Genomic DNA, 15058 nt, shown 5'->3' with positions numbered 1-15058 from the left:
CTCACAGGCGGAACTCCTCTACCGGCGCCCCGAGGCTTTCGAAATCTGGCACGACCCCCAACCCGGGCGCATCCGAGGCATAAAGCTTGCCATTCCGCGACACCGGGCCGCCGATTCCGGTCGACCGGGTGTTGTAGTTCATCAGATCGGTTGTGTTCTGAAGATACTCGGGCGGAGTCGAGGCTGCAAAATGCGCCACGACCGAACTAGTGATTTCACCTCCCCAGGTGTCTTCACTGACCACGGGAATGCGGTTTTCCACCAGATAGTCCCGCACGCGCCGCGCCTTGCTGAGCCCACCGAGGTTCGAGATTTTCAGACAGCAGATCTCGGCCCCACGATCCGCGACAATGCGTTGCGCCATGTGGATGCCCGTCACGCACTCGTCCAGCTTCATCGGCTGTTCTGCTACACGGCGAACTTGCTGGCATTCCTCATAGGTGCGGCAGGGCTGTTCGAGGATGAAATCCAGATCTCGCGTGGCCCTCGCCACCCGGATCGCATTGTCGACCCGCCAACCCTGATTGGCATCCGCCATCGCCTTTTCGCCCGGCTGCAGCAAGGGAACCGTGCTGCGGATACGGTCAATATCGGTGGCCCAGTCACCACCAACCTTGATCTGAAACTGCCGGTAGCCTTGATCGCGATAGGCGTTCATCTCGGCCACGGTCTCATCTACCGCCTTTTGCGGCGCGACCCGGTACATGGGCGCGCCATCGGTCAGCTTTCCACCCAGCAGCATCCAGACTGGCTGATCACAGGCCTGCCCCAAGATATCCCAGCAGGCCGCATCAAACGGAGCCTTCGCGTAGCCGTGACCCTGCACCAAATGGTCCATCAACTGCTCGATCCGGCTAACCTGACGCGGGTCTTCTCCCAGCAAGTGTGGCGCGACCAGCCGCGCCAGCGCGACGACGCCTTCGGAATGTGCGACCATGTAGTTCTCGCCACAGGGTGTGAACTCGCCACAACCTTGTAAGCCTGCATCCGTGTCTAGGACCACGACCGAGGCTGTGGCCGTTTCGATGGCGTTCCCCGCGCCCCAGACATAGGCGCCACCAACATAGGGCAGCCCGGTCTGATATACACGGATCCGAGTGATCTTCATGCCGCGTCCATTCTGGGCAGATCGCCCATCCCTTCGCCACGCCAAAGCACAAATGTCAGGATCGGCTGATCCGTTGTCGTCATCGCATGACTTTGCCAACTTTCATGACTGCGTGTCTGGCCTTGACCGACAAACGCCTCCTCTCCGTCGACCTTGAACAGAGCCCCCCCGGCCAGCGTCAGGTAAAGCTCCTCCGCCTGATGGCTGTGCCAGTCATAGGCCAGACCCGGCCCCCAATAGCCGACATAACCACGCAGCTGGGTCGAATGAAAATGACCGGTCGGGACGAATAGTTCGTAATAGCCATAGCGGCTGAGGAACTCGGCACCGACCTCCTCTTCCGTGTAGGTGTGTTTCCACTGGGCCAAATGCGTGGTCGCCTTGATCGCCTCGACCAAGGCCTGCGTCCCGGCACTTCCTGAGAGGGTCAACTCGCGCACCTGATCCGCAGCAGGGATATGGTTCGGTTCCAGTTCTACCGCCGACAGGTCCGACGGCCATTCGCCAAAGGCGGACAGATCGTGGTGCGTTTGATGCACCAACTGTGCGGCCCGCAGCACATCATCCAAGGTCATGGGATCACCACGATATTGCCGGTGTGTTGTTTGGCAATGAACGCAGCTTGCGCTTCCCGAAGCTCCTCAAGCGGATAGGTGGCTGCAAGTGCGGGTTTGATCTCACCCGCTTCAATGTACTTCACGAGGTTCTGCATGACCTGCGGGTCAATCACAGTCGAGCCTGTGAAGGTCAGATCGCGCAGGTAGAAGGTTCGCAGGTCAAACTCGACCATGGGGCCAGCGATGGCACCTGAACAGGTATAACGCCCGCCCCGTTCCAGAATGTCGATCAGCTTCGCCCAGTAGGGCCCACCGACCACGTCGGCCACCACAGTGATCTTCTCATCGCCCAGCGCAGCACGCAAGTTTTCTGGCGCGCGCGGCAGGATCATGTCTGGACCCAGAGCGGCAACATCGGCGTGTTTGGCCTCGGACGCCAAAGCGATCACCCGCGCACCACGCCGCTTGGCCAACTGCACAAGCGCGCCACCAACACCACCCGAGGCCCCCGGCACCAGAACCGTGTCTTTGTCCGTGACATTTGCGCGGGTCAGCATGCCTTCGGCCGTGGAATAGGAGCACGAGAAGGTCGCCAGTTCGGCATCCGACAGGTTCGATGTGATCGGCACCGCGTTGACGGCCAGCGTCGTTGCGTATTCAGCAAAACCGCCATCCCGTTCGGACCCGTAGTAACCCGTTTTGTCCATGTTTTCGGGATCGTCCGGGTCGCGCAGCCAGCCATCGGTGATCACCCTTTGGCCAATCCGCGCTGCATCCACGCCTGCACCGACGGCAACGATTTCACCGCAGATATCGGCACCCTGAATGCGAGGAAAGGTAATCGGCGCGCCGCCCCAGGTCGGGTCATCCTCACCCACCTCTTCAAACGCACCGCCCGTGGTCGCATCTGTGACGGTCTTGGAGTACCAGCCCGAGCGCGTGTTCACGTCCGTGTTGTTCAACCCGCAAGCGGCAACCTTGATCAACACTTCACCCGCAGCAGGCTCGGGGCGGGGCCAGTTTTCATGCAGCACCATTTGCTCCAACCCGCCGTGACCCATGGTCACCATCGCCTTCATTGTGTCAGGCAAACTCATCCAGTAGTCTCCTCAAATGCGCCGCAGGTCGGCAGAGGTGTTTCGGGGGCCACATACCGGCGTTTTCGATCAGCTTGCTGCTCCCAGTGTGCGAATCTGCTCGACAGGCTAATTTCACAAGTGTACCACGGTCAACAATGAATGACACAAATGTATCATCAATCGTTCTCGACCGTCTGGCCGAGGAGTGGGAGGCTCTGACGCCCGAGGCCCAAAAGGCCGCGCGCTATGTGTTGGAGAACCCCACTGATGTCGGCGTTTCGACCGTGCGTGAAATTGCCGAAGCTGCCAATGTCAAACCAAACACCTTTGTCCGCATGGCCCGACAAGTCGGCTTTGAAGGCTACGAGGATTTTCGCGCCCCGTTCCGACAGGCGATCCGACAGGGATCGGTCTCATTTCCTGACCGCGCCCGGTGGCTTCAGGATATCGGCAAGTCCGGTGAGCTGGGCGGGCTTTATGCCGATATGATCGGCGCGGCGATCCGCAATATCGAAGAGACCTTTGCCAGGATCGACGCCAAACAACTGCAGGCCGCCGCCGAGGATATCTGGAACTGCCGCCAGATCTTTACTCTTGGTGTCGGGGTGAACAATTCGAACGCCCGCAACTTCACCTATCTCGCCTCGACCGGCATGAAGCAGTTTCACGCCATCCCCCGGTCCGGCTCGACCCCTGTGGACGATCTGGCCTGGGCGGACGAACAGGACGTCCTGATCGCAATCACCTGCCATCCCTATCGGACCGAAGTGATCGAGGCGATCAAGCTGGCGCGCCAGCAAGGTATGACGGTCGTTGGCATCTCGGACAGCCCGGCCAGTCCGGTGATCCTGAACGCGCAGCACGGGTTTGTTCTGTCTGCGGACACGCCGCAGTTCTTCCCTTCGTCAGTATCGACCATTGCATTGCTTGAGACGCTTTTGTCCTTCGTGATCGCTGTTTCCAGCGATGAGATTGTCGATCGCGTCGCGCGGTTCCACCAGCGCAGGCATGAGCTTGGCCTCTATGCGGAAGAGCCCGAATAGTCACACCCGACCCCGCTCTAAAAACCTGTCATGAAATCGCCACATGGGCGCGACAAACACGGGTCGCGTGCCCGCCATGGTCAATCCATGCGCGAAGCGCATTCTGCCGATTGCATGCATGACGAGAGTGAACTAACGATAGCCCAATGCGTTTTTTGACGGCCTTATTTCTATCGTTTCTTTTCTGCGCTCCCATAATGGTGACAGCGCAAGAAAAAGCGCTTTCGCCGACTGAACTTAGCCCTTCGGGACAGGACTATCTAAAGGCCGTTCGCTATCGCGGGATCGACACGGATGTGGTGTATTTCGATCCCACCCAACCGGCCCCTCCGCTGGACACCAAATTCTCACCCACACCTGACGAAGAGTCTCAGACCGTCTCGCTTGATACCAACTGGACGATGGGGATTGTCTCGGCGCTGGTTCTGGCCCTGTTGGCCTGGATCCTGTACCTCAGCGTTGGCCGCACGTCGGTTTCTTTCGGGTCGGGGGCAGGCAACGCAAAGCGCGCCGGAAAGCCGTCAGTGGACACACCCGAGACGTATGAGGAATTGCCCGATCTGGACGCCATCCTGAGGCAGGAGGATCGCAACCAGGCCGTCGTCGGGCTGGCGCAACTGGTCCTGACCCGCTGCCTGACGGCCAATGAGGTTCTGTTCAAGCGAAGCTGGACCCATCGCGAGGCGCTGCGCAGCCTGCCGCAGAGCCTCTGGTACATCGCCGACTTGCGCGCGCTGGTGCTGGAAAGTGAACGGGTGCATTTCGGCCATCGCTCCATCAGCGACCCCGACTTCAACGCGCTGCTGGCGCGCATCCGCCCCATCCTGCGCGAGGTTCGCGCATGAGCGATACGGCCAATATTGCAGCAACCGAGCGGGTCCGGGTCGACTGGATCATCTTTGGCATCATCGGCGCACTGTGCATCGGCATATTCCTTTATGTGATGGCCGGTCGACAATATGCGCTGCGCGACTCCTCGACTGGGTTCGACGGGCTAGAGCTGTGGCTGCGCGATCAAGGCCACACCGCGCAAACCTTTACCGGAGGCTGGCCGCTGGACCGCAGCACCATCGGCCTTTTGATCCAGCCCATCTATGACACTCAGCCGGGCAAAGATCGGGCGCGCGCGCAGACCAAAGACGAACTGCTACTGCAACCGGATGAGTTCGATCAGACTCTGGATGTGATCCGCGAAAAGGCGCTCTCGACCCCCAGCCTTGTGATCTTGCCCAAATGGCGCTCGGGCCTGAGGTTGACCGGGTTGGGGCATCCCATCCTGTTGTCCCCCGAAGAGGGGATCGAGGGCGTGTTGCATGGGATCGTTGGCTCGGATGTCGGCAAAATCCGCTCGGCCCGCGTTCCGTTCACCGATTTTGACGTGGCCTCTGACGATGCGCTGACCGCCCGCCTCTACGCGGCGCAGGTCTTTGACGGGCAAGGCTGCGAGCCGCTGGTGGGCCGTCAGGGCGCTATGGTTCTCGGTCTTTGCCCGCTGCCCGGCGATGGTGAGCAGCAGAAGGTCCATGTTCTGTCCGACCCGGATTTGATGAACAACCATGGGCTGGTTCTGGGCGACAACGCCCGGATCGCGGCGCAGGTGCTGCCCGAGATCGCAGGCGAGAAGCGGATCATCATCGACTATAGCGATCGCAACTGGCTGACCGACCCGCAACAGCATGTCGCGCGCGAACGCACCTGGGACGATCTGAAACGCCTGTTCGAACCGCCCTTCCTGACGCTCTGGATCGGCGCGGGGCTTCTGCTGGCCCTCGCGATCTGGCGCGGCGGGGTGCGCAGCGGGCCGGTTGCGGATCTGTCGTTGGGTCTCGGGTCAGGCAAACGAACCGCCAATCGGGTCCGTGCGCGGCTGATGCGGATGACCGACCAGGACGGCGCGCTGCTTTCGGACTTCATCGACACCCGCCTGCGCGCCCGCGCGGCATCGGTCTTTGGCACCTCGCACGCCCTGCGCGGCACACCGGGGGAGGCGTACCTCACCTATATTCGCGCCCGAAAACCGGACCTGACCGCAAAACTGGAAGATCTGATCGCATCCATCCGCGCCCTCCCCCCGTATCTGGGGCCGGAACATGCCATTCCCTATGTGGACCAATTTGAGTTGATACTGGAGCAACTTGCCGATGACGCTTGATGAATTGTTTTCCCATGCCGAAAGCCTCAGGGCTGAGATCGGCAAAGTTGTGCAAGGCCAGGAAGAGGCGGTTGATCTGCTGCTGACGGCGCTGTTTGCGCGCGGTCACGTGCTGCTTGAAGGGCCTCCGGGTACCGCCAAGACGCTGCTGGCGCGCAGCTTTGCAGGGGCACTGAACCTTGAGTTCGGGCGCATTCAGTTCACGCCTGACCTTATGCCCGGCGACGTTCTGGGCACCTCGATCTACAATTTCCAAACCAGCGAGTTTGTTCTGACCAAAGGCCCCGTCTTCAGCCAGATCCTGCTGGCCGATGAGATCAACCGCGCGCCGCCCAAGACCCAAGCCGCCTTGCTGCAGGCGATGAACGAACGCATGGTGACCATCGACGGCACCGACCATTCGCTAGGGTCCGAGTTCATCGTTGTCGCCACCCAAAACCCGATTGAACAACAAGGCACCTACCCGCTGCCCGAGGCGCAGCTGGACCGTTTCCTGTTCAAGGTGAACCTGACTTTCCCGCCCGAGGATGTTGAACTGTCGATCCTGCGCCAGCACGCCAATGCGCCTCTGGACCCCTTGAGTGCGACGCAAACTGTGCGCCCTCTGCTGGATGCCCCAACGATGGCAGCGGCCCGGAAGTTGATTGATGAGATCGTGCTGGATGACGATATTCTGGCCTATATCCTGCGTCTGGTGCGCGCCACACGGGAAAGCGCGGATATCGCCTTTGGCGCCTCGACCCGCGCTGCGGATGCCATCGCCGGGGCGACCCGCGCAACGGCAGCCTTGAACGGGCGCGATTTTGCCATTCCTGATGACGTCAAAACCCTGATCATCCACGCACTGCAACATCGCATCGTTCTGTCTCCCGCCGCCGAAATCGAAGGGCGCGGGCCACAGCAGGTGTTGGAGAACATCCTCAACCAGATCGAGGCCCCCCGCTGATCCGTCCCTCGCGCATATTGCTGGTGGCGGCCTGCGTGGCGCTTGGACTGTCACTGGTCGCCGTTGTCATGGGCGATGCAACCCGCACCGTGGCCGGAGTGCCATGGGTGGTTCTGTGCGTGCTTGCCATAGGTGACCTGCTGCTGTCCTGGCCGCGCCGCCGTTCTGTCTCGGTAGAGCCGCTGGGTGATATCTTCGTTGGCGAACAGGATGAGGTCGCCTTGACCGTCACTCCTGCGACCTCGGGCATGACCGGGCAGGTACACTGGCCCGAAGGGATAGAAGGGCCAGCGAAATTCGACCTGTCCAGCGGTCAGGTGCGCGTTCCGTTTCGCGCCATTCGCCGGGGGACATGGAGTCTCTCGCATCTATGGCTCAGCTGGTCGTCCCGGTTCAAACTATTCGAATTCGTCCCGAAAATCGCTTTTGGTCTTGAGATAGCGGTCGTACCCAACATCCGCCGCGTGCAATCAGGTGAGATTTCGACAACGGTTCAATCTCGCCTTTTCGGCGTAAAGGAAAACCGCGCCATTGGCGAGGGTACCGAGTTTCACCAATTGCGGGATTTCGTCCCCGGCATGGATGCGAACTCGATCGACTGGAAGCGGTCAGCGCGGCATCGGTCTTTGGTCGCCAAAGAGGTCCGGGCCGAGCGCAATCACCATGTCATCATCGCCTTGGACAATGGCTACCAAATGCGCGAGGAGATTGCGGGCCTGCCCAAGATCGACCACGCGATTACCGCCGCGCTGGCTACCGCCTGGGCCGCCGCCATCGGTGGCGATCTGGTCGGGCTCTACGCCTATGATGCCAAGCCACGCATGTTTCTGCCCCCCGAACCGGGCCGCGCGGCGTTCACACGTCTACGCAGTCGCACCGCCGAGCTGCAATATGAAAGCGTCGAGACCAACCACACCCTCGCCATGACCGAGCTGAACGGGCGCACCCCGAAACGCAGCCTGATCATCGTGTTCTCGGATTTCGTCGATACCACCTCGGCCGAGTTGATGGTCGAGAACATCAACGCGCTGGCCAAGCGGCACCTTATCGTTTTCGTCACCCTGCGTGATCCGATCCTCGAAGCACAGGTCAACACGGCCCCGCAGGACATGAATGAGGTGGCCGAGACCGTCTCGACCGGGCAGCTTCTGCGCGAACGTCACCTCGTGCTGGAACGGCTGCAACAGATCGGCGTGACCGTGATTGACGCCGAACCGGGCGAGATCACGGCGCGGCTGATCTCGACCTATTTGGAAATCAAAGCGCGAGAGATGATCTGATGTCTGACGCTGATCTGATCCGCTCGGCCCGGTTCCGGCAGGAACGCGAAAGCGACTGGAGACGCTTGTCCGATCTGGTCGACAAGGCCGAAGGTCAGGGCCTGCACCGCATGAGCTTTCAAGAGGCGCGCGATCTGGCCGACCTCTACCGGCAGGCCACAACGTCCCTGTCCATCGCGCGCGAAATCTCATTGGACCGCGGGTTGCTGGAATATCTCGAAGCGCTGACAAGCCGCGCCTATCTGAGTGTCTATGCTCCGCAACAACGGCTGGGCGGGATCATCCGTAAGTTCCTGACCAGCGGTGGGCCGCAAGCGATGCGGTCCTCCTGGCGCGTCACCCTTCTGGGGTTTCTGTGCATGGCGGCTGGCGCTATCGCCGGGTATTTCTTCTACTTCGACAATCCCGAATGGTTCTTTGTCTTCATGCCCACCGAACTGGCCGGAGGGCGCGGGCCGGACGCCAGTACGGACTATCTGCGCTCGGTCATCTACGGAGAGGAGGACGGGTCCGGGCTGGGGGCTTTTGCCACCTACCTGTTCTCGCACAACACACGCATCGCGATCTTTGTGTTCGGATTAGGGGCGTTCCTCTGCGCGCCAACGGTTCTTTTGCTGTTCTATAACGGCCTCATTTTGGGCGTGTTTTACGCGCTGCACATTGATCGGGGCTTGGGCTGGGACCTGTTCGGCTGGCTGTCGATCCACGGCGTGACCGAGCTGTCCGCGATCTGCATCGCAGGCGCGGGCGGGTTGAAACTGGGCCTTGCCGTACTGTTCCCCGGCCAGCTCACACGCCGCGCGGCATTGCGGGACGCCGGGCATGATGCCGTCAAACTTGCACTGATCGCCGCGATGATGCTGGTGGTTGCCGCGCTGCTGGAAGGCTTCGGCCGGCAGTTGGTACAGGACCGCACCACGCGCATCGCCATCGGCTGGGGGATCGGCGCGCTGTGGTTGCTGTGGTTCTGCATGGGCGGAAGGAAACGGTCATGACGCAACCCAAGCTCGACCGTCTGCTGCCACCCGAGGGTGTGCCACTCTATTTCCGGGTTGCGGGTGTGGGCGTGCGCATGGCCGCCCAATTCGCCGACATCCTGATCACCGGGGTGGGTGCCATTGCGCTCTTCCTGCTTTTGCTGGCCATCGACGTTGTCCCGCCCGAGGCGCTTGTGGCCGTTGCTGCGATGTTGTTCTTCATCATCCGCATCCCCTACTACGCTGCGTCCGAGTTGGTGTGGAACGGCCAGACCATCGGCAAGCGCATGATGAAGATCAAGGTGGTCTCAGCCGATGGTCAAGCGCTGACAACGCAATCCCTCGTCGTGCGCAACCTGATGAAAGAGGCCGAGATTTTTCTGCCCGGTACGCTGGTTCTGACCCTGACTGCCGATGCTCTGATCCCGTCTCTGATCTCGCTGGCCTGGATACTGGGCGTGATTGCGGTGCCGGTGTTCAACAAGCGCAGCCAACGGCTGGGGGACATTATCGCTGGCACCTATGTGATCCACCTTCCCAAACCGATCCTGCTCCCGGATATGTCCAAAGCGATCAAACCCGCCACCGCCACCCAGCCCCGGTTCCAGTTTCTGACCCATCAACTAGAACACTACGGCGCGTTCGAATTGCAGACCCTCGAAGGGTTTCTGCGCGGCGCAGCGCGTTCGACCGGGCCCGAGGCACACAAGCGGAAAAAGGAAACCATGGCCGCAATTGTCGAGCAGGTCCGGCGCAAGATCGACTATGCCGATGCGGTCCGCCCCGAAGACCAGCTTGCCTTTCTCAAGGCCTTCTACAAAGCACAACGCGCTTTTCTGGAACAGCGCCAGTTGTTCGGCGACAAACGCGCCGATAAATTCCACGCCGAGGCAGACAAGCAAGGCTAACCACGCCTGTTGCAGATTTACCCAAGCGAGAAGCAGAAAACTGAAACTCGTCTTGAGGATGAACCCGTTCTCAAGGCTCTATCAGAGACAGAACATTAGAATGGTTTGGATAAAAAGATGACAGATACAGGCAACCCCGAATACCCCGAGGCTCACATGCCTCTTGGCGTCGGCGCCATTGTCGGCGAGACGTTTTCGATCTTTTTCAAAAAGATCCACCTTGTGCTTCTGCTGGGATTCATTCCGGCGCTGATCGAGGTCATTGTGAACAACTATACGGTGGGGCAATCTTTCGATGACATTGGCACCGCCGGTTTTGACAATACCGCCTTCTATTCTGGCGTGATCGTGTCGGCTCTGATCACATTGCTCGCATATGCCGTCACCACGGCCGTGATAATACAGTTCGCCTATGACGCAAAATTGGCGCGCGCTGCGCGCATTGGAAGCTATTTCTCGGCGGCTGTCGTCAACCTGCCCGCCATTGCAGTTTTGTCGATCGTGACTACGATCTTGTATTTTATCGGCCTTGTATTTCTGGTCGTGCCGGGTATCTGGATCTACGCCGTGTTTTCCGTCATCGTACCGGCCATTGTGATCGACAGGGCCGGGTTCGGCGCGATGGGACGCAGCGCGACTCTGACCAAGAACTACCGTTGGCCCATCATCGGCGCGCTGATCCTGATGGGTCTATGTATTGTGCTGGTCGTCATGGTAGTCACATTTGTTTTCGCGGCTGCGTTCGGGTTCTCCGGAATTGCTGATCCAACGGCATCTTTGGGTCCATGGGCCTTCTTCGAGGCCGCACTCAACGCGATTGCCTATGGTTGGCTCAGCATCACCATCGCGCTGATCTTTGCCCGCTTGAAAGAGATCAAAGAAGGCGTCAGCGTTTCGGATTTGGTGGACGTGTTCAAGTAAGCCCACGACCCGCAGCCCAACTACGGGGCTGCGGGCATCCGCACGTCTCTGCGTGACATTTTCGCGTACATTTGACAGGCCAATCGCGCCAACATGTCCGCAACGGCTGGCGGCGCACGCTTTGCTGCTGTATCACTCCGGTGGTAATGCAGGACGGCGGGGTCATATCTACACAAGAACAAGGCGATCTGGGGCAGCGGCGTCAGGTCTCGGTCCTGTTTGCGGATATGGTGGGCTATACGTCGATCGTCTCGAAACTGGACGAAGAACAAGCGCTGGAGTTTGTGCGTCTGGTCTACGACACCCTCTCGGGTGCGGTATCACAGCATGGCGGCACGGTCCGCGATTTTGCCGGGGACAGCATCATGGCGCTGTTCGGCATCCCCGACGCGCTTGAAGATCCGGCCGAGCGCGCCTGCCGCGCCGCCGACGCTATCCATCACGCGTTCCACGCCTCCGCCCAAAAGATCGAGGCCCGCTTTGGCGTGCGCCCTCAGATGCGGGTCGGCATCAGTTCCGGCACCGTTCTGATGGCCGCCGTGCAGGGCGCGGACGGGCCTGCCACGGCGGTGGGCAGCACGGTCAACATGGCTTCACGGATCGAAAATCTGGCCCCCTCGGGGGGGACGCTGATCTGCGACAAGACCCGCAGCCTGGTCGAATGGGTGAGTGAGCTGCGCTTTGCCGGAGAGCATCAGCTCAAAGGTCTCGCCGCCCCTCAGAAACTGTGGCAACTGCAATCCGTACGCGCCGGAGCGTCTCGGTTCGATGCCTCGGTCGCGCGCGGCCTCAGCACTTATGTCGGACGTGATAGCGAACTGACCCAATTGGCAGATGCGCTGGCGCAGGCGCGCAACGGTGTTGCCGTGGTGGATCTGGTGGCCGAGCCGGGCTTGGGCAAAACCCGGCTTGTGTTCGAATTCCTCAACCGCCTGCCGCGCGATCAGATTGACGTCCTGACCGGCTATTGTTTTGCGGATCGGCAGCAGGTTCCTTTCCTGCCGATCCTCGAGATTGTTCGAACCGCGTTCCGCATCAAGGATCAGGACAACCCGACCCGCATCGCCTACAAGATCGAGACCGGCCTGAAGGCTTGGGAGTGCTTTTCTCAGCAGAATCTGGGCCTGCTGATGAACCTGCTTGGCCTGACGCCCCCTCCGGACGCATTGGACGGGCTTGACGGTGTTCTGATCGGCCTGCGCACCCGTGAATTGCTGCCGGAATTGCTGAAAGCGCGATGCGCCAAGCAGCCTGTGATCCTGTTCATCGAAGACAGCCACTGGATCGATAGCGCCTCGGAAGAGCTGCTGCAGGGCATCGTCAACCGGTCGGACCTGACCAACCTGCTGCTGATCCAGACGCACCGCCCGGAATACACACCTGCGTGGCGCGACGACGACAAGGTTCGGACCATCGCACTGAAACCACTGGTGACCGAGGATTTCGCCAACCTGGCGCGCAACCGGCTGGGCGTAACCACTCTGCCTGTGGGGCTGGACAGGCAACTGGCCGAACGTGCCGGTGGCAATCCGCTGTTTGGCGAAGAAATCCTGACCTACTTGTTGGAACAAGGCAGCCTTCGGGTCGACGCGGCCGAAGCGCATCTGGATATCGACATGGCGCAGGCCGATCTGCCGGCCAGCATGCTGAACCTGCTGACCGCCCGCGTTGATCGCCTGTCGACCGAGGATCGGGACCTGCTGCAAGCCGCCGCCGTCATTGGGCGGCGGTTTGATCCGGGTCTGCTCTCACAACTGGCCAAAGACCCTGCTGAAACCGGTGACGCCCTACAGCGACTTCAGGCTCAGGACGTGTTGTATCGCGACGAAAACTCCTCGGACTACGTGTTCAAGCACGTTCTATTGCGCGATGCGGTGTATCAGAGTCTTGTGGCCACCCGCCGCGCGGGTCTGCATCTAGAAGTCGCCGAGTGTCTGGTCCAGCGCAACGCGAACCGCCTGCAGGAAGTGGCCGAAATGTTGGCGTATCACTACGGCCAAACGGACCAGACCGACAAAGCGTTCCGGTATACGGCGATGGCCGGGGACAAGTCTCTGGGTGTCTATTCGCTGGATGAGGCCAACAATTACTACACGGCGGCCTATGCTCTATACGAAAGCGACCCGGACTGCGCTTCAAAGACCGAGTTCGCCGCGTTTCTGGCCAGCTTTGCGCTGTGTTCGAACATATCACTCAGAGTCAAAACGATCATTGACCTTGCCGGGTCCGTGCGTCCCATTCTGGAGCAGGTGGGCGACAGCTCTCATCACGCTCTGTTCCTGCACCACTACGTGTCCTGCCTTGTCTGTAATGGCAAATACCGTGAGGCCCACTGGGTGCAACAGGATCTGACAGCCATGGCCGAACGTCTGGGCGACCCGGCCTCTCGCGCCTATGCCATGGTGAATGAGCTTTCGGTGTCGATCTATTTCTCGCCGATTTCAAACGCCGAATTCGAAGCCAAAGCGCGCGTGATCGAGGCCGAACTGGAAAAGATCGACGACGCCTATATCCAGAACTTCTACCTCGCCACCATCGGTTGGAACGAACTGACTCGCGGCCGCGTCGCTCGCGCGCACGCCACCGCAGACAAGATGATAGCACTGGGCAAAAAGACCAACGACCCAAGGGCTTTGGGCTATGGCACGGCGATGAAAGCCCTGATCGCCATGGTCGCCGATGACCACGAAAAGGCGCTGGCCATCGCGGAAGAGGCGCACAAGGCTTCAAAAGTCGAGTTCGAGCGCGCCATCGCCGAGGCCGCCCGCGTATCAGCCATGGTGCCCACGGAAACACCAGGCGCGATCGAGATCATCGAGGCCCATATCGACAATTGCAACGAACACGGCTGGACCCTGTTCACCATGGGCCCGGCAACGATGCTGGGGGTTGCCTATGCCCTCAAGGGACGCATCGCAGACGGGCTGCGGCAGATCGAGCGCGCCGTTCAAAAGCGCACGGACGAAGGCACCAAAGTGTCAGCCGATTGGGCGCGTCTGTTCCTATGCGAAATGTATCTTGCCATCCTGACCGGTGAGGGCGGAGCGTCGGCTGGCGTCTTTCTTCGGAACTTCCGCTCGATCCTTTGGGTGCTGTTCTTTGGCGAAAGGAAACTGGTTGCGATGCTGGACGAGGTCCGCAGCAACCCCCAATTCGACGAGAAAGGGCACTATATCGCCCGCTGCGACATGATCCTTGGGTTGCTCTACAAAGCGCGCAAGAAGAAGCAATTGGCCGTGCAACACCTGAGCAAAGCCCGCGTCATCGTTGAAACCGCGGGCCAATCCCCGATGCTATCGCGGATCGACACGGCACTGGCTGAGCTGGCCTAGCAATCTGGTCGAAAAGCGCCAGAATTTGAGGTAATGGCGGAGACGAAGGGATTCGAACCCTCGAGACGGTTTCCCGCCTACTCCCTTAGCAGGGGAGCGCCTTCGACCACTCGGCCACGTCTCCGCCGACGGGTATATCCGTGCAAGCGATGGAAGTACAAGGCCATTTCTTCAGGGATTGAAATTTTTTGCAGGCCCACGTGAAACCATTGAAAAAGCGTTGTTTGGCTACGAGCACGGACACATTCAACCTGCGCAGTACTGTTCACGATCATGACGAAACAACAATAGGATTGAAGCTTTTGGGCGAAACGGTTGCATGTAGCACAGCTCTAAGACTATGGGTCACGCGGCGGTGGTAGCATGCAGCCAGAATAGCGAAGCTATCTTAAGCGTTGCCACTGGCCCAATTGGACTCCGATTGCTTCCACGGTGCTTTCAGAGGGGATGGCGCAAATAGGAACACCGCCCGGAGGCGGCGTTTAAGCTATTTGGTATTGTGTTTGGTTTCGGGGTTAGGAATTGAACGTCCGACCTTGAGGTTGTGAGCCTGACGAGGTGGCAATGTTTAGCGATTGATCCAGTGGATCAATTGAAGTCTGAGCGGGCTGTTTGGATTTTCTAGCACTGGTTGCGGGAGTAGGATTTGAACCTACGACCTTCAGGTTATGAGCCTGACGAGCTACCGGGCTGCTCCATCCCGCGACACTTTGGTTTGGTCTACCGCCTATTCGGCTACTTGAGACCGATTGTTG

The 15058-nt window shown here is 60.0% G+C and carries 12 protein-coding genes and 2 tRNA genes; 9 read left to right on the top strand and 5 right to left on the bottom strand.

Annotated features, from left to right (window positions below):
* Position 1: 1 nt before the first annotated feature.
* Genes J7394_RS07740 through J7394_RS07730 form a run of 3 tightly spaced genes read right to left on the bottom strand, consistent with a single transcriptional unit; the run spans position 2 to position 2762 of the window.
* On the bottom strand, positions 2-1108 hold the full coding sequence (locus J7394_RS07740) for a mandelate racemase/muconate lactonizing enzyme family protein (RefSeq protein ID WP_209252114.1): 1107 nt from the start codon (positions 1106-1108) through the stop codon (positions 2-4).
* Positions 1105-1683 (bottom strand): dimethylsulfonioproprionate lyase family protein, encoded by a 579-nt coding sequence (locus tag J7394_RS07735; protein ID WP_209252112.1) that lies wholly within the window; start codon positions 1681-1683, stop codon positions 1105-1107. The genes J7394_RS07740 and J7394_RS07735 overlap by 4 nt, the downstream gene beginning before the upstream one ends.
* A complete protein-coding gene (locus J7394_RS07730; protein WP_247748118.1) occupies positions 1680-2762 on the bottom strand; it encodes an alcohol dehydrogenase family protein in 1083 nt (360 codons plus the stop codon). Before J7394_RS07730 ends, J7394_RS07735 begins: the two co-directional genes overlap by 4 nt.
* A 137-nt stretch (positions 2763-2899) precedes the next feature.
* Here J7394_RS07730 and J7394_RS07725 point away from each other — a divergent pair, with 137 nt between their 5' ends.
* The 9 genes from J7394_RS07725 to J7394_RS07685 all read left to right on the top strand — a co-directional run bounded on the left by J7394_RS07725 (position 2900) and on the right by J7394_RS07685 (position 14303).
* A complete protein-coding gene (locus J7394_RS07725) occupies positions 2900-3787 on the top strand; it encodes a MurR/RpiR family transcriptional regulator (protein ID WP_170379200.1) in 888 nt (295 codons plus the stop codon).
* Positions 3788-3984: 197 nt separating this feature from the next.
* Complete coding sequence (locus J7394_RS07720) at positions 3985-4632, top strand: DUF4129 domain-containing protein (RefSeq protein ID WP_209252106.1); 648 nt, start codon at positions 3985-3987, stop codon at positions 4630-4632.
* Positions 4629-5939, top strand: a complete 1311-nt coding sequence (locus J7394_RS07715) for a hypothetical protein (protein ID WP_209252104.1) — start codon at positions 4629-4631, stop codon at positions 5937-5939. Before J7394_RS07720 ends, J7394_RS07715 begins: the two co-directional genes overlap by 4 nt.
* Positions 5929-6885 (top strand): MoxR family ATPase, encoded by a 957-nt coding sequence (locus J7394_RS07710; protein ID WP_209252101.1) that lies wholly within the window; start codon positions 5929-5931, stop codon positions 6883-6885. Before J7394_RS07715 ends, J7394_RS07710 begins: the two co-directional genes overlap by 11 nt.
* A gap of 35 nt (positions 6886-6920) precedes the next feature.
* Positions 6921-8165, top strand: a complete 1245-nt coding sequence (locus tag J7394_RS07705; protein WP_371811986.1) for a DUF58 domain-containing protein — start codon at positions 6921-6923, stop codon at positions 8163-8165.
* A complete protein-coding gene (locus tag J7394_RS07700) occupies positions 8165-9160 on the top strand; it encodes a stage II sporulation protein M (protein ID WP_209252098.1) in 996 nt (331 codons plus the stop codon). Before J7394_RS07705 ends, J7394_RS07700 begins: the two co-directional genes overlap by 1 nt.
* On the top strand, positions 9157-10050 hold the full coding sequence (locus J7394_RS07695; protein WP_209252095.1) for an RDD family protein: 894 nt from the start codon (positions 9157-9159) through the stop codon (positions 10048-10050). Before J7394_RS07700 ends, J7394_RS07695 begins: the two co-directional genes overlap by 4 nt.
* A gap of 117 nt (positions 10051-10167) precedes the next feature.
* Positions 10168-10971 carry a hypothetical protein gene (locus J7394_RS07690; RefSeq protein ID WP_209252092.1) on the top strand — a complete coding sequence of 268 codons (804 nt, stop codon included), beginning with the start codon at positions 10168-10170 and terminating at the stop codon, positions 10969-10971.
* A 146-nt stretch (positions 10972-11117) separates the two neighbouring features.
* A complete protein-coding gene (locus J7394_RS07685; RefSeq protein ID WP_209252090.1) occupies positions 11118-14303 on the top strand; it encodes an AAA family ATPase in 3186 nt (1061 codons plus the stop codon).
* Between the two features lie 34 nt (positions 14304-14337).
* Here J7394_RS07685 and J7394_RS07680 read toward each other — a convergent pair.
* Both J7394_RS07680 and J7394_RS07675 read right to left on the bottom strand, forming a co-directional pair.
* Positions 14338-14427, bottom strand: a tRNA-Ser gene (locus J7394_RS07680).
* Positions 14428-14931: 504 nt separating this feature from the next.
* Positions 14932-15008: transfer RNA gene (locus J7394_RS07675), tRNA-Met, on the bottom strand.
* Between the last annotated feature and the right edge of the window lie 50 nt (positions 15009-15058).

This window comes from Ruegeria sp. R13_0, from assembly GCF_017743995.1.
Classification (GTDB): domain Bacteria; phylum Pseudomonadota; class Alphaproteobacteria; order Rhodobacterales; family Rhodobacteraceae; genus Ruegeria.
The sequence above is the reverse complement of the archived record's forward strand: the minus strand, read 5'-3'. Positions and strand labels throughout refer to the sequence as shown.